This is a genomic window from Reinekea thalattae (assembly GCF_008041945.1).
GTDB lineage: Bacteria > Pseudomonadota > Gammaproteobacteria > Pseudomonadales > Natronospirillaceae > Reinekea > Reinekea thalattae.
This window is the reverse complement of record NZ_VKAD01000001.1, coordinates 299,404-318,665: the sequence shown is the minus strand read 5'-3', so window position 1 is coordinate 318,665 and position 19,262 is coordinate 299,404. Positions and strand designations below refer to the sequence as shown.

Sequence of the window (19,262 nt, the reverse complement as noted above, 5' to 3'; positions counted from 1 at the left end):
TGATTCACAATCTCTACCAGCCCTGAAATGCTTAAGCTAAGTAAAAAGCTAGATAAAACAGTGGCTTAGATAAACAGAAATCGGAAAACAAAGACATAATCGAAAGATAACAGGAAAACAAACAGGTGAAGTAAAGCAACGAGGTAGGTATTTTTGCTGAATCTAGATTGGGTGGCAACCCACCAGCCACACCCCGGCACACGAGATAGCCGCTACCGTTGCTCCCTTCCGGGCCTGGCGGGGTTTACGACCGTTCGTTGCGAGGGGACCGGCAGGTCGCCATAACAAGAGCGGCGCATTATCCACAGCCAGACGCGAAACACAAGAACCGCCGAGCATTTAACGCTCACTGAAAGCTTAGGCTGGCGATAAAAAGCTTAGACTACCGATAAAGCGCCAGCTGCGTTATTATTGAGCGCTTGGATTTTAAGAACAGATGATTAGCAAGTTATGGCTTACAGCGTAAAAGAGATGTTTTACAGCCTTCAAGGGGAAGGCCATCACAGTGGCAGACCGTCTATTTTCTGTCGCTTTGCTGGCTGCAATCTCTGGAACGGCAAAGAGGCTTCTCGCGAACAATCAGTATGCAGCTTTTGCGATACCGACTTTATCGGCACCGACGGTCAAAATGGTGGTAAATTTCGCACCGAACAGGCATTAGTTGAAGCAATAGAAGCTCTTTGGCCTGAGCAAGCCGAGCATAAATACGTCGTTTTTACCGGTGGCGAACCAGCTTTACAACTAACCAATGAACTGATTATTGCACTGCAGAAGCGCGGCTTTGAATGCGCTGTTGAGTCTAACGGCACCTTGCCGTTGCCTAGTCAGCTCGATTGGGTCTGCATCAGCCCAAAAGGTAGCGCTGAAATTACCGTCACCGAATGCGATGAGCTTAAACTGGTTTTCCCACAAGAAGCCGCCATGCCTGAACGCTTTACCGACATAAAAGCCCGTTATCGCTATCTCAGCCCACTAAACGACTGGCAGCAAAGCACTCTGATCTTTAACAGTAATACTCAAGCGACGATTGACTACTGCCTTGCGCACCCTCAATGGCGATTAACACTACAAAGCCACAAGATTCTTCATATTGACTAACAAATATACAACTTATCAATTAAGCTGACCCAGCCATTCACGCAGTGAATACTAGTTATTTCTTCAGTCCGTCGATAAGTACTTAACTTTCCGAGTGCTATTCACTAAACTTTTTCAACACTACAAGCTCGATACATTTTGATTCTAGAGCTATTACTATATCTGCCTACTCTTAAATTGAAGCGGCGGGAGAATCATTAAAAACCGAGCTGGGACTACAGCTTAACAACGGTCACCCTAACTAGGCAGCTATGCCTTAAACATCTGAGTGATCAATGTTAACGCATAACAACGAACTAAAAATGGAGATCAAATCGTGCTTGATGCTTATCGTAAACATGAACAAGAGCGAGCCGCCCAAGGTATTCCGGCTAAACCGCTAAACGCAGAGCAAGTTACCAGCTTGGTCGATCTCTTAAAAAATCCGCCCGCTGGCGAAGAAGCATTCCTTAAAGACTTAATCGTTAACCGCGTACCACCGGGCGTTGACGAAGCCGCCTACGTAAAGGCTGGCTTTTTATCGGCCCTTGCCAAAGGTGAAGACAGCTGCCCGCTAATCACAAAAGAAGAAGCTGTTAAGTTACTCGGCACTATGCAAGGTGGCTATAACATCGAAACGCTGGTTGAACTACTAGACAACAGCGAACTGGCGGAATTAGCAGCCGAAGAACTTAAAGAAACACTATTGGTTTTTGATGCCTTTCACGATGTCAAAGAAAAGGCCGACGCTGGTAATGCTGCAGCCAAAGCAGTTATGCAATCTTGGGCCGAAGGCGAATGGTTCTTAAACAAGCCTGAAGTACCAGAAAAAATCACCCTAACCGTCTTTAAAGTGACTGGTGAAACCAACACCGATGATCTGTCACCTGCGCAAGACGCTTGGTCTCGCCCAGATATTCCATTGCATGCTTTAGCCATGTACAAAAATGCCCGTGATGGCATTAACCCAGATAAAGCTGGTGAAATCGGCCCAATCAAACAACTTGAAGAACTCACCGCCAAAGGCAACCTAGTTGCAATGGTGGGCGACGTTGTTGGTACCGGTTCATCACGTAAATCAGCGACCAACTCTGTTCTTTGGTATACCGGTCAAGACATTCCTTTCGTTCCCAACAAGCGTTTTGGCGGCTTCTGTCTGGGTGGCAAAATCGCTCCTATTTTCTTTAACACCATGGAAGATGCAGGCGCCTTACCTATCGAGCTTCCAGTCGACAAGATGAACATGGGCGATGTTATCGACCTTTACCCATATGAAGGTAAAGTTGAGAAAGACGGCCAAGTCATCTCTGAGTTCAAACTAAAAACAACCGTGCTGCTGGATGAGGTTCGTGCCGGCGGTCGTATCCCATTAATTATTGGTCGCGGCCTAACAGATCGTGCTCGTGAAGCATTAGGCTTAGGCCCGTCTGATATCTTTAAGCGCCCTGCTGATGTTGCTGAATCCAACAAAGGCTACACGCTCGCACAAAAAATGGTTGGTAAAGCCTGTGGCGTTGAAGGCGTGCGCCCTGGTCAGTATTGCGAACCTAAAATGACAACGGTTGGCTCTCAAGACACCACCGGCCCAATGACCCGTGATGAATTGAAAGATCTAGCCTGCCTTGGCTTCTCGACAGACCTTGTCATGCAGTCTTTCTGTCATACCGCTGCCTACCCTAAGCCGGTCGATATTGACACTCAGCACACTCTGCCAGACTTCATCATGAACCGCGGCGGTGTTTCTTTACGCCCTGGCGACGGCATCATTCACAGCTGGCTCAACCGCATGCTCTTGCCTGACACCGTTGGTACAGGTGGCGACTCCCATACTCGTTTCCCAATGGGGATTTCATTCCCAGCCGGTTCTGGTTTGGTTGCCTTTGCCGCAGCCACAGGTGTTATGCCATTGGATATGCCTGAATCGATCCTTGTGCGCTTTAAAGGTGAAATGCAGCCTGGTATTACATTACGTGATTTGGTGCATGCGATTCCTTACTACGGCATCAAAGAAGGCCTATTAACCGTTGAAAAAGCCGGCAAGAAAAATGAATTCTCTGGTCGTGTTTTAGAGATTGAAGGTCTTGAGACGCTAACCGTTGAGCAAGCTTTTGAACTTTCTGATGCATCCGCTGAGCGTTCAGCTGCTGGCTGTACCATTACCTTGAGCGAAGACTCAGTAGCAGAATATCTGCGCTCAAATATCGTTATGTTGCGCTGGATGATCGCCAACGGCTACGGCGACAAGCGTACGCTTGAGCGCCGCGCTGTATCGATGGAAGAATGGCTTGCTAACCCAAGCCTGATGCGTGCAGATAAAGATGCAGAGTACGCTCATGTTATCGAGATCGACCTAGCAGACGTAAAAGAGCCAATTCTGTGTGCTCCAAATGACCCTGATGATGCTCGACTACTGTCTGAAGTAGCTGGCGACAAGATCGATGAAGTCTTTATCGGCTCATGTATGACCAATATTGGTCACTTCCGTGCCGCTGGTAAGCTGCTTGACAACTACGGTGGCTCAATCTCAACCCGTATGTGGATTGCGCCACCAACGAAAATGGACGCTCACCTGCTCATGGAAGAAGGCTACTACAACATCTACGGCCGTGCTGGCGCACGTACAGAGATGCCAGGCTGCTCCCTTTGCATGGGTAACCAAGCGCGTGTAGCGGATAAATCGACAGTAGTATCAACCTCGACTCGAAACTTCCCTAACCGTCTAGGCCAAGGTGCGAACGTTTACTTAGCCTCTGCAGAGTTAGCAGCTGTCGCAGCGATCATCGGTAAATTACCGACTGTCGATGAGTATTTAAACACCATCCAAAGCTTAGACAGCATGTCGGATGAGATATACAAATACATGAACTTCGATCAGATCGAAGAGTTCACTGACGCAGCTAGCTCGCTGATTGCATCAGCCTAAGCTCTGATCGTGACCACTAAAAAAGCCCGACTCGTTCGGGCTTTTTTATAACTTATCGTTCATGTTATTTTTCTCGGCTATCAGCCTTCCTAGCAATTATCAGTACATAACGGCCAATGTCACAATAAGGCCGCGATTCGCACAGCCGCAGCTCAGATTCAAAAACATCAGACTCGTCATACCAATCAATCACCGTCTTTTCTGCCAAGTCAGAAAAAGTACGAAGGCCAGCCTGAGATATTACCTCAAAACCAGACTGTCGTAGTGTCGCTGCAACCTCATTCGGGTCCAACGGCGAAATCGGCGTCAACCCTTTACGATCGCCAGCAATTTCGCCAGCCATAGCCCGCGCCATCGTTCCACGCATCAAATGCCTTAGCATCAGCATATGTTTGTTATACACCATCAAACAGAGGTAACCACCTGGCTTGACGGCGGCTTGCAGCCTAGCCAACGCGTCATAAGGCTGCTCTAACCATTCTAAAACTGCATGTGCATTGACCAAATCAAATGCATTCTTAGTCTCCAGCTGGGTAATCGACTGGCAACTCACCAAAAGGCGATCAGTAGTTATTGCTTGCGCGAACTGTTCTGTTACCGCCTGCACCATTTCTTCAGAGACATCGAAATAGTTAACACGACTGCCTTGCGATAAAAACCATGCGCTCATTTGCCCTAATCCACCTGCGGCATCGAGCACATCTGCTTCATTCAATGAAGTTAAGGGTAAATAGCGGCGATACAGGGCATCGATGAGTTGCATACGCAAACGCCCTTTCCGACTTTGATAAATTTGCTGAGAAAATCGGTCAAACAGACCGTCAAAATTAACACTCGACATGGATGATGCTCGTTGAACAAAAAGGATTGTCACCGATGGCAGTTAAGTTACACCTATATCGGCAAGTGGACTAAGCATATCATCACGATCAGGGGGTTTATAAACTTAACGTCGTCGCCTAACTCAATGTGCTCAAGCTAAAAACAACGCTCAACCAAAGTTTAAACTGTTGACGAAACCATGAGGCTCGACTGCAGGCGTCTATCAATCATCAAATCAGCCAACGTATATTGATTTAATACTGCAATAAAATGACTGAGCGCCTTTTCAAACACCAGCTGCAACTCACTGACCGAGGCCTGCAATACAGAACTGGAATCCTTCATGCTGCAATCAATAAAGGCTGTTTCAGTCTGAGCGATTTTAAAAACATCACCTAAACCGATATCTACCGTCGGTTTCGCTATTTTTAGACCGCCACTACGGCCTCGCTCTGTCTCAACATAGCCATGCTCAACTAAGCGAGCCGAAACCTTTTTCAAGTGGTTTAACGAAATATCATAAAGCGCAGCAATCTCTGAAAGAGGTACCGTTTTATCTTTATTTAAACCCAACACAATTAATATGCGATATGCATAATTGGTAAAGTTGTTAATTTTCACTCGGCCCTACCTCTACGACGACTTAACATGGGTTAAAACTGTACAGATATCGATGCTGCTTATCTTTTTCCGGTCATCTTAAAGGATTCGAATCGAGCAAGTTATAATCAGAAAGTCTAATGGGTCGCATTATTACTGTTAGTAGTTTGACGGTGATTGTTCACTTTGCCTTCCTCAAGCAATTTGATTAGCCTCTTTGGCTTTAGCAATGCCAGCAGACTGCACTACTGCGAATAATCAAATCCAATCAAAAGCAGTCAACTGATAAGCAACTTAAGACACTTTTTCGACTAAAAACAGCTATCTATAAAAAAAATCGTCCGTCAAGAGACCCTATGGCGAATTAAGTTGATTTGAAATAATGAAACAACGGTTAAAACTTGGTAGCATCCATGCCCTAATTTAATTTCATTCCCAAATTGACCAATCTGAACATAAGGGCTTTCAAAATGACGCGTAAGACCAAGATCGTATGTACGATCGGACCGGCTTCCGACTCTAAGGAAATGTTAAAGAACCTCACCAACGCTGGCATGAATGTCATGCGACTTAACTTTTCTCACGGTGATTACGATGAGCACGGTGCACGCATTTCAAACCTTCGTGAAGTTGTAAAGGAAACCGGTAAAAAAGTAGCCATTCTACTTGATACCAAAGGCCCTGAAATTCGCACAATGAACCTAGCGGATGGTGACGTCCTACTAGAAGCAGGCCAAACTTTTACACTAACAACAGATCAGTCTGTTGTCGGCGACAAAACACGCGTTGCAGTCACCTATGAAGATTTCGCAAAAGACCTTTCTGTAGGTAACACGGTTCTTCTAGATGACGGACTATTAAACCTAACCGTTACTGAAATCAAAGGTAACGACGTTATCTGCCGTGTTGAAAACACCGGTGAACTAGGTAACAAAAAAGGCGTTAACCTACCAGGCGTAAGCGTTAAGCTACCAGCTCTTTCAGAGAAAGATAAATCAGACATCATCTGGGGTGCTGGCCAAGAAGTTGATTTCGTTGCAGCCTCGTTTATCCGTAAAGCTTCAGATGTTCACGAAATTCGTGAGCTACTGACAGCAAACGGTGGCGCTAACATTAAAATCATCTCTAAAATCGAAAACCAAGAAGGCGTTGATAACTTCGACGAAATTCTTGAAGCTTCTGACGGCATCATGGTTGCTCGTGGCGACCTAGGTGTTGAGATTGCAGTTGAAGACGTAATCTTTGCTCAGAAAATGATGATCAAAGCCTGTGTACTAGCACGTAAGCCTGTGATCACTGCGACTCAAATGCTTGATTCAATGATCAAGAACCCACGTCCAACACGTGCAGAAGCCGGCGACGTTGCCAACGCAATTCTAGATGGCACCGATGCAGTTATGCTTTCAGGTGAGTCAGCTAAAGGTAAGTACCCGACTGAGACTGTTAAAATCATGGCGCAAATCTGTGAACGTACAGATTCCGCAATGAAGCAGATCGAAGTGAAATTACCTGAAGAGAAAGGCGCACTACGTGTTACTGAAGCAGTCGCGAAAGCAGCGGCTCAAACAGCTAAAGAACTAAATGTTGCAGCTATCGTTGTAGCTACTGTTGAAGGTAAGTCAGTTAAGGCCGTACGTAAGTACTTCCCTAAAGCACCTATCCTTGCTCTTACAACAGATACCAAAACATCACAGCAGTTATGTTTAACAAAAGGTGTTACCACCTCTGTTGTAGAACCTTTTGCTGACAGCGATTCAATTTATGAAAAAGCCAAAGCAAAAGCCGTTGAATATGGCGTAGCAAAATCTGGCGACTCAATCTTAGTGGTTGCTGGTGCAATGCATCAATCAACTAACACTATGTCAGTACAGTGCATCGACTAATGTTGCCTCGCGCACATTAAGTTAGCCAATAAAAAGGAGCCCTTAGGCTCCTTTTTTTGTCATCAAAAAACTTTAAACCAAATGATGGGAATCTAAATCCATCGCATCGACCTGATAACCCAATATGACGACCGCACCACGATAGCGAAACTCGCCTGTTGAGGTAAATTCAAAGCCGTAGCGCCGTCTAACCTTCAATAAGCCATCAGCACCACGCGCCAACCATAATCGCTTAAGCACTAAGCTCTCATCCAATAATTGCAAATCATGCTCTTGGCAGTATTGCCGTACTCTGCGTAAAGCAAATGCCTTAATACCCTGGCCGTGCCACCACAAAGCACCTGCAATAATTAACATTGCTAACAGTACGACATCCGATAATACGAAATTCAAATACCTAGCCCTCTTTTAATTTACTGTGCAATACTCAGCGGTTCAGCCTGTGTTGTATCGCTATTTAACAGTTGCCAATAGACAGCATTAAGAGTCAATAATTGCTCATGAGTTCCGCGTTCAACAATACGTCCCTGATCAAACACCAGTATTTCATCCGAATGCCGAATGGTGCTGAGTCTATGTGCAATCGCAATTACCGTTTTGCCATCAAATAAGCGCTTCACTGCCTTTTGAATCAGGTTTTCAGTCATTGAGTCAACCGAGCTAGTGGCTTCATCCAGCATAAAAACCTGCCCCTTTTGCGCGACTGCTCTTGCAAAAGAAATCAGCTGAGCTTGCCCAGAGGATAAATTCGAGCCGTTCTTATCTAATTTAAAATCGTAACCGTTCGGTAACTGTTCAATAAACTGATCGGCAAAAACATATTCAGCTGCAGCCTTGATCTCTTTATCAGTCATATCCTGCTTACCCAGCGCAATATTAAAGCGAACCGACTCTTCAAATAAAAACGCATCCTGTCTCATCAGTGAAAAGATATGATTTATTTGATTTGTCGGTATCGAAGAAAGCTCGACACCATTTAATAGGATGCTTCCTTCATAGCCGGAATAAATTTGCGCGATGAGCCGTAATATCGTCGACTTACCCGAACCTGTCGCGCCAACCAGCGCAATTTGCTGCCCCTTATTTAAGCAAAAAGAAACTTCTTTAAGCACATAAGGCAATTGTTCGGTATAGCGAAAGCTGACATTTTTAAATTCTAAACTATCGAACTGTTCGAGCTTCTTACTTACGCCCGCGCTTAAAATCATTAAGCGATCCGCCTCATCTAGAGGCTCCGTAAACAGTTCTTCAACATGATCCAACGAAGCAAAAGAACTCTGAATCGTCGCTATTTGAGAAGTAAAATCTTTAATCGGTGAAAAAAGCTTTTCCAACATATTGATAAACGCAATCAATACACCGAGCGTTAAACCCTGCTGCAATACCTGCCCTGATCCATACCATATCATTAACGCGACCGTGATTGAGGTAATGCCGGAAATTACTGCGAACAGGATCGAATCGTATTTATTGACCTTTATTTGTGCTCGTAAAAACTCATCCGTGTAAGCACCATAAACCTCCTCTACTTCTTGTTCGGCTCGATACAGCTGAACGGTTTTAAAGCCCAATAAAACTTCTTGCAGAAAGCCGGTGCTGCGCGCCATTACCGAGCGAGTAATACGATACAGCGCACGTAATCGATTACGCACATAGATGGTCAAATACATCACCGGAGGAATAACGCACAGCACAATACTGGCCAGACGCCAATCAATAACGAACATCATCACCAATAGAGAAATGGTAATTAATGAGTCTTTAACCAGCCCAACAACAGACTGCACAAAAGACTCGCCTATGGCTTCTAAATCGCTGGTTAAGCGAGTCAAGGTAACGCCCGATGGTGTGTTATCGAAATAACGACGAGGTAAATGAATCACTCGATTAAAAAGCGCCGTTCTCATGTCGGCAACGGTTAATTGACCTGTTCTTTTTAAGTTATAAGAATAAAGCGATTCAAAGAGATAGTTCAGCGCCAAGACTAAACAGAGCAAACCGATATTAAGCCAAAGGCCTTCGATTTTATTTTGCGCTAATTGATCATCAATAACCTGAATAATTAACCAAGGAAACAATAGGTTTGTAATGATCGACAACGGCAACATCAAGATGCCAATCCATGCAGTAACTCGATATGCCTTAGCATATTTAAAAAAATGCTTAAGGTGCTGTATGTCCTTTGCTTTAAGCAAGACTGGCCTCCTTACTGTTTTGTTGTAAGCGCCAAGTTTTTTGGTAGTAGCTATTCGTTTCTAGCAGTTGCTGATGACTACCCTGAGCAATAATTCGCCCTTGATCGAGTACGATAATTTCATCCATATATTCCAAGGCACTGACTCGATGCGACACCAACAGAATGGATTGCTGACCTAAACGTCGGAAGATGTGTTTTAAAATTTTTCGCTCAGTTTCGTAATCGACCGCCGAAAGTACATTATCCAATATCAATAAATTAGTCGGCGTTAACAGTGCTCTAGCCATACTTAACCGTTGTTTTTGACCACCCGATAGCATGACGCCCTTTTCTCCAACAACGGTTTGCTTACCCTTTTGGAAGCGTGACACATCTTCTGCAAACTGGCTAAGTTCTAACACCTGATCAATATCGGCATCGGTAATCTCAACATGGTTTTGACCAAAGCGAATATTATTCTCAATGCTATTAGAAAAGAGATAGGGGTCTTGCGTAACAGTACGCATAAAACGCCGAATATCATTGCGAGAAATAGTCGCTATATCAATATCGCCCCAATAAACCGAACCTTCTGGAATGTCGAAGTGATGACTTAAGCAATTCACCAGCGTTGTTTTTCCAGAACCTACACCACCTAGAATGCCAACTTTTTTGCCTGCTGGAATATCAAAACTAATATCTTTCAGCACCGGCTCATCACTACCGGGATAACAGAATGTTAAGTGCCTGACCGACAAACTGGCTTGTTGAGCAAGCTCTAGCTGCGGCGGACTTAACCGATTAAATTCTGTTTTTGGAATTTCAGCATTGAGTATTTCTTGCACACGACTGATGCTCACCATGCCGCGCTGATAGACCGTTGCAATGCGGCCCAACTGTGTCAATGGAAACGCCAGCATAACGGAATAAGACAGAAAGGCGGTGATTTCACCCAAACTTAATTGCTGCTGTAATAAGAGATAGCCACCCAAGCCTAAAATAAGAATTTTCATTAGGTTATTGGTGTATTCCAGCACCGGAATAATAAAGGTTTGGATTCGCGCCATCTTAATTCGGCATTCTAATAACTGCTGATTTAACCGACCGACTTCCTGTTGAGCCCAATCACTCATGTTGGAATTTTTTAATAAATCAATGCCGGATAATAAGTTCATCAAATGCTTCGATAGACTTTGCAAACGACTTAGATGTTCGCGGTGTAGATCTTTCATGCGTTTGAAGCCAATACGAAAAATCACAAAGCCAAACAAAATAGGAATAACGGAATAGAGTGTTAAAGCAGGTGATATTTGCCACATCCAAACCGGCGTTAACGACAAAGCAAAAAAGACATTAAAAAACTGTAAAACACCGACACCAAAAAACAATCGAACGCCATGCATGTCGTTATTCATCACCGAGATTAATTGCCCTGAGGCAAAGCCCTGATGAAAACTATGAGGCAATCGGTTTAGCTGATAAAGCAATTTATTTTTTACTGCCGCTTCTGTAATTCGCCCAGGATTAAACGCATAAACCCGCGACAAAATTCGCACAACGATCATTGCCGTGGCCATTAACACCACGACCGTGACGTAATGAGTCAACTGACCATGACCGGCTTCGGTTGGATCATCGATCAGGTCGATGGCTCGTTGAATATAGAGTGGAATCTGAACTTGCAGCCAATTCACTAAAAAAATAAATAAAACCGCCAGACTATAAGACAATCGATTAAGTTTTAGATAATGCAGGATAAAGCCAATTTTAGTCACTTGTATGGCCCTCAGCATCTTTCGGCCAATCAAGATTATAGTGGCGAACGCAGGCTTCGATAATGCCTTGTTTTATATCTCCACGCGCTTCCAGTTCCGACAACAACCACTGCGGCAACCTAACTGGGTGCGTTTTAACTCCTGGCTTTCGGCCACAACCAGGCCTGACACCACCTCGCCCACAACAGTCCTGTTGAGCCTCATCTGTTTGTGACGCTTTCGCTTTCATGATCACTGCCTTAACCGCCGTTATTCTTTCGGCGTTAATGTATCTGCGTTGGGTTTATCTGCGCTCAGCAATTCACGCTGAGCTTATTTTTTGATAAGTGTACACTTTTCATCACTAAAAATCAGGCGAAAAAAAAGCGCCATAAGGCGCTTCATTGATTTCGATTAGTCCCCGATGGGTTTTCACGGGGCGCTTAAAAAGCGCTCAACACTCGCTCTTTAATCTCATCAACAGAGCCAACACCTTCAATGTAGATATAGTTAGGAGCCTCTGCCGGTGAGCGTTTAGCCCAATCGGAATAATACTCAACTAGCGGTTTAGTTTGCTCATGATAAATAGCCAAGCGTTTACGGACAGTGCCTTCCTGATCGTCTTCACGCTGAATAAGCGGCTCACCAGTTTCGTCATCAACACCTTCAACTTTCGGTGGATTATAAACGGTGTGATAAACACGACCTGAACCTGGGTGCACTCGACGACCACCTAAACGAGCAACGATCTCTTCGTCAGCAACGTCAAAGTTAACCACGGCGTCAATTTCGATGCCTTCCGATTTCAATGCATCGGCTTGTGGAATGGTGCGTGGAAAACCGTCAAATAAACAGCCGTTTTTACAATCATCTTGCTGCAAGCGCTCTTTAATAAGGCCAATAATGATTTCGTCAGAAACAAGTTGGCCTTGATCCATGACTTCTTTAGCTTGAATGCCTAAAGGCGTACCCGCTTTGACAGCCGCTCTGAGCATATCGCCTGTTGAAATTTGTGGAATATCATATTTTTCACAAAGAAACTTGGCTTGCGTGCCCTTTCCGGCGCCGGGTGCACCTAGCAAAATAATACGCATATTAAAGACGTACTCCTATTTTATTACCACGTTAGGACCATTTTGTCTGATTTTACCAACATCACACAGACCCTTAACGTATGAAGGGGCGCTACTTTACCTGCGCCCCTTACAAGTTACAACCGAATAAAACGCTTAATCTTTACCCTGTATTGCGCATACCCGCTGAAATACCTGCCATGGTAACCTTTAACGCCTGTTCAAGTTCTGGCGCTATTTGGCCTGCTTTACGCTCACGTTTTAGCAGTTCAGCTTGCAAATAGTTTAGTGGGTCGGTGTATGGCGCTCTCACTTGCAACGACTGCAGCAATAATGGATCAGATTGCAACAATACCTGCTGATCTTTCAGCTCATTGAGCAACGCTTGGCAACGAGAAAGATCATCACGTAGTTGCTCACCAAGACTCTTATATTGCTCGTCTACCAGCTGTTCTTCGTAATAGGCGGCAATCGAGCCTTCTGCCTTACCCACGACCATTTCTAGTAGATCGATATAGGCGGCAAAGAACGGCCATTCGGTCATCATTTCTTTAAGCGTGTCGACATCATTCTTAACCGCATGCTCAAGCGCCTGAGTTGCGCCTAACCAAGCAGGTAAATTCAGTCGCACCTGCATCCAAGCGAATACCCAAGGAATAGCACGCAAACTTTCAACACCACCGGTTGCCTTACGCTTAGCCGGTCGGCTGCCCAAGGCCAGTTTTCCGAGCTCTTGCTCTGGCGTCAATGAGCGGAAATAAGGCACAAAACGCTCATCTTCACGGACAACCTGACGGTACATTGCCAAACTATGATCGGACATGGCCGCGATCAGATCGCGCCATTCTTGTTTAGGTGCTGGATTCGGCTGCAATGTCGCTCTCAACGTTGCTGCCAAATAGATGGCCAAGCTGCGAATCGCAACACGTGGCTGGCCAAACTTATAGCGAATCATTTCGCCCTGCTCTGTCACCCTGATTTGCCCCGGAACAGAACCCGGCGGTTGCGACGCCATGGATTTTTCTACTGGGCCGCCCCCGCGACCAATGGTGCCACCACGACCGTGGAACAGCATCAAGGTAATATCATGCTGATGAGACAGCTCCACCAACGACTCCTGAGCACGGTATTGAGCCCACGTTGCTGTAATTTTACCGGCATCTTTAGCGGAGTCGGAATAACCAATCATCACTGTCTGATTATTGTCAGAGTAGTTACGATACCATTCGTTCTGCCATAACTGAGACATCACCTTTGGTGCTCGATCTAAGTCATCTAAGGTCTCGAATAGCGGCACAATGGGCATATTCCAAGAGACACCGCTTTCTTTCAGCAGTAATGCAACCGATAACACATCCGATGGCTGCTGAGCCATTGAGATAATGTAATGTGACAGCGCTTCTGGTGGCTCGCTGGCGATCACGGCACAGGTATCTAACACCTCTTGGGTATCTGCTGATGGCGTCCAATTTCTAGGAATCAGTGGACGTTTACTTTGCAGCTGCTCATATAGGAATGCCTGACGTGCGTCTTCATCCCAGCTTTCATACGAACCAAACTCAAGGTAATTAGTCAGTTCATCGATCGCCTTAACATGACGCTCGCTGTCCTGACGGATATCCAATGGAGCAAGGTTTACACCAAAACAATGTACGCGACGGATAGTATCCAGCAGTGCACCGTTCGCCACTCGGGTAAGGCCTTGGGCCATTAACTCATCGTGACAAGCAACCAATGGCTCGAGCAATTCTTGTTTCGTTAAAATAGGTCGACCTTCAGGCACGGGCAAGCCATTAAGGCGCGCATGTACTCGCGACTGAGTCAAAATTAATCGATCACGAATGGTATGCATGCACTCACGATAAGGTGTTTTTGAACCCTTACCCCAGCTGTCTCTAAACTCATCGCTGGCAGATTGCATACTGAGGCTGGTCTTTAGCTCGTCGATATCGGCGAGATACAGCTCGGCCGCCATCCAGCGACCCAATAAAATCACTTCTTTAGTAACCTTGTGATCGACGTTCGGGTTGCCGTCTCTGTCACCGCCCATCCAAGAATAAAAATGGAACGGGCTAGCATCGAGTGGTAAACCTTGGCCAATTTTTCGGCGTGCAATGGCATCGAACTCACGCATAAAATCAGGCACTGCTTCCCAAAGTGAATTCTCAATAACAGCAAAGCCCCATTTAGCTTCATCAACTGCCGATGGACGTGTTTCACGTACTTCATCGGTGTACCAAATTTCATCAACGGTGGTACGTAGCTGGCCTTTAACCTTATCGACTTCATAAGGGAACAAGTCGGTTCGGCCCAAATCACGCAATGCGTTTGAGACTTTCTCGTATTTACGGATCAGAGTCCGACGCGATACTTCAGTTGGGTGAGCAGTTAAGACTAGCTCGATCTTCATTTTGCTCAGCGCTTCACTGACCTGATCTTTGCCCAACTCCTCGGTTAACTCTTCAACGGCTTCTTCTAAAACATCACGTTGAGCAGCTTCAGCGCTTGAGAAATAGGTTTGCTCTGCAATATTGGCTAGGTTCAAGAATTGGTTAAATGAACGCGCAATAGGCAAAATATCTTTGTCTTCAAGATTCGCCAATGCGGTTCTAAGCGGTTGCACATCGCTGTTACGATCGTTATACGCCGTCTTACCTAACAGACGAATTTCTTCGATCTTACGAAACAACTCTGGTCCATGGTTCTCTAGAACAGTATCCCCGAGTAAATCCCCTAGTAGGCGCACGTGTGAGCGCAGGGTATCCGGTATTAATGTCATGGTTAACTCCAACAATTGAGGACTGACTTGAACCTATAGGCACTCGAGCCTAGCCTATGGGTTCTAATTCATAGGCACTCGAATCTATAGATACTCGGTCAGTCGGTACTCACCCAGCCGATTGTTATTACACATCGACCCAGTGGTCAAAAATTTGACTCTTAAATAAAAATCACAGCTGCTAATAATACACAGCAAAACTAAGATGCATATGATAATAATCGATAAAAAGCGTGTTTCTTATAATTTAAAGGTGACAGTATTCGTGTACTGTATTTCAATAGTGGCAATAATAGGCCGCGAACAGCGTTAAATATAGTCGGTTAGAGCGACCTAGAACCTATTATTAAAGGGGTTCTACATGGGCACTCACACCGAGCTATTTATTTAATTTAATAGCATTATTGATTGGCTACCGTCAGATTATTCAGTGGCCAAGCTATTCAGAGATAATCCCTTCGAGGAAACTGCCATCATAGAGAGATTCAGCATCCGGCTGCTGCAATGACGAGTCACCACCGATGCGCAACTCCCAAAGCCCATCGAGACGTTTTCGACGGTATTCGCTCAAATTATCTTTAACGATCGTCGGACGCATAATCACCACTAGGTTGCTCTTAGTCTTGCTGGTCGAGGTTGATTTAAACAGCCAACCGATCAGCGGAATGCGACTGAGCACCGGAATGCCAGACTCATATTCCACCAACTCGTCAGAGATCAGTCCGCCTAGTACAACAATTTGGCTATCTTCGACCAGAATTTCTGTCTTGATTTCTTTTTTACTGGTAATGATATCGACAGCACCCGAAACAACATCACCAAGAATAGACTCGACCGACTGATCCACCTCTAAACGGATAGTACCGTCCTTTTGGACATGCGGTATCACGGTCAAGGTGGTACCGACGTCCTCTCGCTCAATCGTATAGGGATCATCATCCGTGCCGCTACCACCGGTTACAAACGGCACCTCGCTACCAACGGTAATAAAGGCTTCGGTGTTATCCAAGGTCATAACACTGGGTGTCGACAACAGATTAGTATTAGTACGTGAGTCCAACGCTTCGATAATCGACATAATCGACAAGGATTTATCAGCGAGAGCCAAGGTCGTACCTGTTGGAACCCCCGCAAGAGCACCTAAAGCGCTGTCTGCACTACCAACCGACGAAGCTATGTTACTGATCGAATTGCCTGCAACATCGCTGGATGAAGAGAAAAACGGCGATCCGTTTTCAAAGGTATTTTCAGGATTAGTTAGCCATTGCACGCCTAAAGCATCATCGCTAGAACCACTGATTTCAACAATTGCCGCTTCGATCAATACCTGCTCGCGAGCAATATCCAATTGTGAGATCAGGTTTTCCAACTGGCGTAATTCAATCGGTGACGCCTTGATAATCAAGGCATTCTGATTTTCGTCCGCCAAAATCGAAACCGGCACCTGCTGATAATTAACCTGTTCAACAGCGCCAGAAACGACCGAACTGGATGACACCCCTTCTAATATTTGTGCCATCTGTGCTGCATCGGCGTAATTCAAGAAGATAACTTTATAAGACGACCCCTGCTCCCGAACCGGCGTATCGAGCTTTTTAATTAACTCAATAATTTGGCTACGCGACTCTACATCGCCTTTCACAATAATACGGTTACTGCGCTCATCGCCAACCAGATGCACACCGAGCGTACTTGGCGCACGATCGTTACCGGTGGTCAGTGTTCTTGGCGCAATACTTTCTAACAGGGTGATCATAGAACTGACATAGCTATATTGCAGTTCAACGACTTCAATCTCCTCACTGCCGGCACGATCCAACAACTCGATGATATCGGCAATTCGCTCCAAGTTAGCACCACGATCAGCGATGATAAGAACATTAGCTGAAGCGACTCCGGCTAAATGCCCGTACTTAGCTACCAATGGCCGTAAAATTGGCACCAATTCAGTGGCATTAACATTTTCAATAGCAAAGACGCGAGTGACGATTTCTTCACCAACGACAGAGCCATCAAGATCGACACCCAAACCCGCTGATTTTATGTCTGACTGGGCGATAATCTTGACGACATCACCACTTTCGGCTGCAGAGAAACCATAAACTTCTAATGTCGCTAAAAAGGTTTCATATATTTGCGCTTGAGTCATTTCCTTATCGGAAATGACCGTAACATTACCGCGTACTCTCGGATCGATAATAAAGGTTTTACCCGTCACCTTAGCAACAAGGTCAACCACCTCTTTGATGTCTGCATTCTGCAAATTGAGCGTGAATCGTTCATCATCGGCAGCAATCGACATTGCAGCCATAAACAATACTGGCATGAGTAGTAGTAATTTAAGTGCTTTTCGAACCGTCATTCTATATTCCTTAACGTGCCGGTATTTCTTGATGAATCGTTAATGTTCTGGAGCCTCGAGTAATTTCTATCGACACCTGTCCACCCGTGCTCATTAGCTGGTTAAGCAGTTGTTGATCTTGAGAAATATTACCCACTGGCGTGTTATTTACCGCCGTAATAATATCGCCAGGCCGCAAACCAACCATTAGTAACTGCCGAGCACGGCGTGATACCTGATAACCCTGATCGGTTACCTCTAAGCCCAGCTCATTCAGTAAAGCTTGAGGATCTTCATTTATCGCCTGTTCAACATAACCCAGGACCCCCTGAGTTTGTAGCGTAACATCTGCTCCTTGAGCAATGGCTTGGTTAGCGCTGGTCAACGCCTGCTGTAATGACTCGGCATTCGAATCGATTACCGGCCGTTCAGGCACCGGCGTTGCGAGCGAAGAGCTGTTGGTTTTTTCAAAGTAGAGCGTTTCCATAACGCCGCCACGTTCAATAATTACTCGATCACTGTATACCGCCGACAATACCGCCTGACCAAAGAGGTTATCGCCGACCTGAAACACCTTGCCAGAAGAAGACGATTGCCCAATGATGGCAAAACCACCGCGGTCGCTGGCGGCGAGAATAGCCAATAACGAAAGCTTTAAGCGTGTCTCTGGCGCATCAATCTGCGAGCTAGCATCGGTAACTTGCTGTGCTTCAGGCTCACCAAAAAAAGCACGCTGATTAATGGCCTGTGCCCATTCTCGCCACTGGGAATTTGCGCTAGAGCCAGCTGATGAACTCGCTTGTGTATCAGACGCAACAAGGCTTGGTACAGTAACGCCGGGCATTGGGGCGATAACAAGCCAAGTAATTTTTGCGAGCAGCCAAGCACTGGTGATGAGCAACAGCGCCACACCCCAAGATTGTAATTTAAGCTCTGCAAACTGCAGTAATCGTTTTACCTTCACTTAAAAAACCTGCTGCGAAAAGTCTAAAATTGACTCAGTGGAACCAGGAAGCTGAATTGAAAGAGCCTCAGCAAGTAGGCGCTTTACCGAAATGCTAGCACGCCCTTCTGGCGTTAAAGATAGCGTCATAAACGACTGCTGCTGACTGCCTAAAACCTGCCCGAGCCAACCGTCAGAATCGCCTTGTAAATTAAGCATCATCATTGGCACCTGATAAGTCTGCTGACGCCGGTTAACCGACATCTGCGCATTACCGCCCGACCAAACCAACTGTCCTTCTAAATCGCCAATAGAATGATTCCAGCCGAGATTAAAAGCTAATTGCTGGACCGTTAAACGGCCCGTGACCTGTGTTTTATATTGCTGCATCAGTGGCGCAACAAATGGCTCATCCGCATAACCGCTCAGTTGCCGTAAACGCATACCTAACGGACTAAAAGAAGCCTTTCCGGTTAACGCTATATCCTGACCTGAAAGGCTGAAGTCGACGGCGGCCTGTAACAGGATTAATTTATAGGGCGACAGATCCCAGCTCACTGTAACAGGCTGAACTTCTCGGCTAAGCACATGGACTTGCCCCTGCCAGATATTACCTTGCGGGTTTTGTAGCAGAATACCGGTTGACGGAGCAGGCTGAATAATCTTAGGCAGCCACCATTGAATCGGTGCTGTCACAACTAACACTAGCAAGTAGCTGGCAACAAAAATAATGACGAGTTTTATATTGAAAAATTTCATGAATACATGGCTACTTTTTAAGCACATCTTTTTAGTAAAGTGATTTTTCTATTCTAAGCCTGAATGACTCTAACACTAAGGCAGGCAGGTTAATAAAAAACCGCCATATTGAACAGCTGTTTCTGCCTTTTG

At 45.5% G+C, this 19,262-nt stretch carries 14 protein-coding genes and 1 other RNA gene; 3 read left to right on the top strand and 12 right to left on the bottom strand.

The features are described from left to right. Positions 1-177: 177 nt before the first annotated feature. Positions 178-274: signal recognition particle sRNA small type (ffs, locus tag FME95_RS01515), an RNA gene on the bottom strand. Between the two features lie 176 nt (positions 275-450). Here ffs and queE point away from each other — a divergent pair. Beyond that, the gene (queE, locus tag FME95_RS01510) at positions 451-1,098 is read left to right on the top strand and encodes a 7-carboxy-7-deazaguanine synthase (RefSeq protein WP_147712502.1); all 648 of its coding nucleotides are present in this window, start codon (positions 451-453) and stop codon (positions 1,096-1,098) included. A 316-nt stretch (positions 1,099-1,414) separates the two neighbouring features. Then, positions 1,415-4,000 carry a bifunctional aconitate hydratase 2/2-methylisocitrate dehydratase gene (gene acnB / locus FME95_RS01505; protein ID WP_147712500.1) on the top strand — a complete coding sequence of 862 codons (2,586 nt, stop codon included), beginning with the start codon at positions 1,415-1,417 and terminating at the stop codon, positions 3,998-4,000. 64 nt (positions 4,001-4,064) lie between these two features. Here acnB and FME95_RS01500 read toward each other — a convergent pair whose 3' ends face one another. Continuing rightward, positions 4,065-4,841, bottom strand: coding sequence for a methyltransferase domain-containing protein (locus FME95_RS01500; protein ID WP_147712498.1), 777 nt, complete (start codon positions 4,839-4,841; stop codon positions 4,065-4,067). A 161-nt stretch (positions 4,842-5,002) separates the two neighbouring features. Next, positions 5,003-5,443 carry an RrF2 family transcriptional regulator gene (locus FME95_RS01495; RefSeq protein ID WP_147712496.1) on the bottom strand — a complete coding sequence of 147 codons (441 nt, stop codon included), beginning with the start codon at positions 5,441-5,443 and terminating at the stop codon, positions 5,003-5,005. A 449-nt stretch (positions 5,444-5,892) separates the two neighbouring features. Between FME95_RS01495 and pykF the strand changes: the two genes are divergently transcribed. After that, positions 5,893-7,305 (top strand): pyruvate kinase PykF, encoded by a 1,413-nt coding sequence (gene pykF / locus FME95_RS01490; protein WP_147712494.1) that lies wholly within the window; start codon positions 5,893-5,895, stop codon positions 7,303-7,305. A gap of 72 nt (positions 7,306-7,377) precedes the next feature. Here the strand turns inward: pykF and FME95_RS01485 are convergent, their stop codons facing one another. From FME95_RS01485 to gspN, 9 genes are all read right to left on the bottom strand, one after another. After that, positions 7,378-7,698 carry a DUF3301 domain-containing protein gene (locus FME95_RS01485; protein ID WP_246109301.1) on the bottom strand — a complete coding sequence of 107 codons (321 nt, stop codon included), beginning with the start codon at positions 7,696-7,698 and terminating at the stop codon, positions 7,378-7,380. 20 nt (positions 7,699-7,718) lie between these two features. Next, on the bottom strand, positions 7,719-9,500 hold the full coding sequence (locus tag FME95_RS01480; protein ID WP_147712492.1) for an ABC transporter ATP-binding protein: 1,782 nt from the start codon (positions 9,498-9,500) through the stop codon (positions 7,719-7,721). Beyond that, the gene (locus tag FME95_RS01475) at positions 9,493-11,256 is read right to left on the bottom strand and encodes an ABC transporter ATP-binding protein (protein WP_147712490.1); all 1,764 of its coding nucleotides are present in this window, start codon (positions 11,254-11,256) and stop codon (positions 9,493-9,495) included. Before FME95_RS01475 ends, FME95_RS01480 begins: the two co-directional genes overlap by 8 nt. Then, on the bottom strand, positions 11,249-11,485 hold the full coding sequence (locus FME95_RS01470; protein WP_147712488.1) for a hypothetical protein: 237 nt from the start codon (positions 11,483-11,485) through the stop codon (positions 11,249-11,251). Before FME95_RS01470 ends, FME95_RS01475 begins: the two co-directional genes overlap by 8 nt. Positions 11,486-11,678: 193 nt before the next feature. Then, positions 11,679-12,329, bottom strand: coding sequence for an adenylate kinase (gene adk, locus FME95_RS01465; RefSeq protein ID WP_147712486.1), 651 nt, complete (start codon positions 12,327-12,329; stop codon positions 11,679-11,681). A gap of 142 nt (positions 12,330-12,471) precedes the next feature. After that, positions 12,472-15,087, bottom strand: coding sequence for a phosphoenolpyruvate carboxylase (gene ppc / locus FME95_RS01460; RefSeq protein WP_147712484.1), 2,616 nt, complete (start codon positions 15,085-15,087; stop codon positions 12,472-12,474). 439 nt (positions 15,088-15,526) lie between these two features. After that, entirely contained in the window at positions 15,527-17,449 is a 1,923-nt protein-coding gene (gene gspD, locus FME95_RS01455) for a type II secretion system secretin GspD (protein WP_147712482.1), read from the bottom strand. 10 nt (positions 17,450-17,459) lie between these two features. Further along, the gene (locus tag FME95_RS01450) at positions 17,460-18,392 is read right to left on the bottom strand and encodes a type II secretion system protein N (protein ID WP_147712480.1); all 933 of its coding nucleotides are present in this window, start codon (positions 18,390-18,392) and stop codon (positions 17,460-17,462) included. Further along, a complete protein-coding gene (gene gspN / locus FME95_RS01445; RefSeq protein ID WP_187265410.1) occupies positions 18,393-19,130 on the bottom strand; it encodes a type II secretion system protein N in 738 nt (245 codons plus the stop codon). It abuts the gene before it with no gap. Positions 19,131-19,262: the final 132 nt, after the last annotated feature.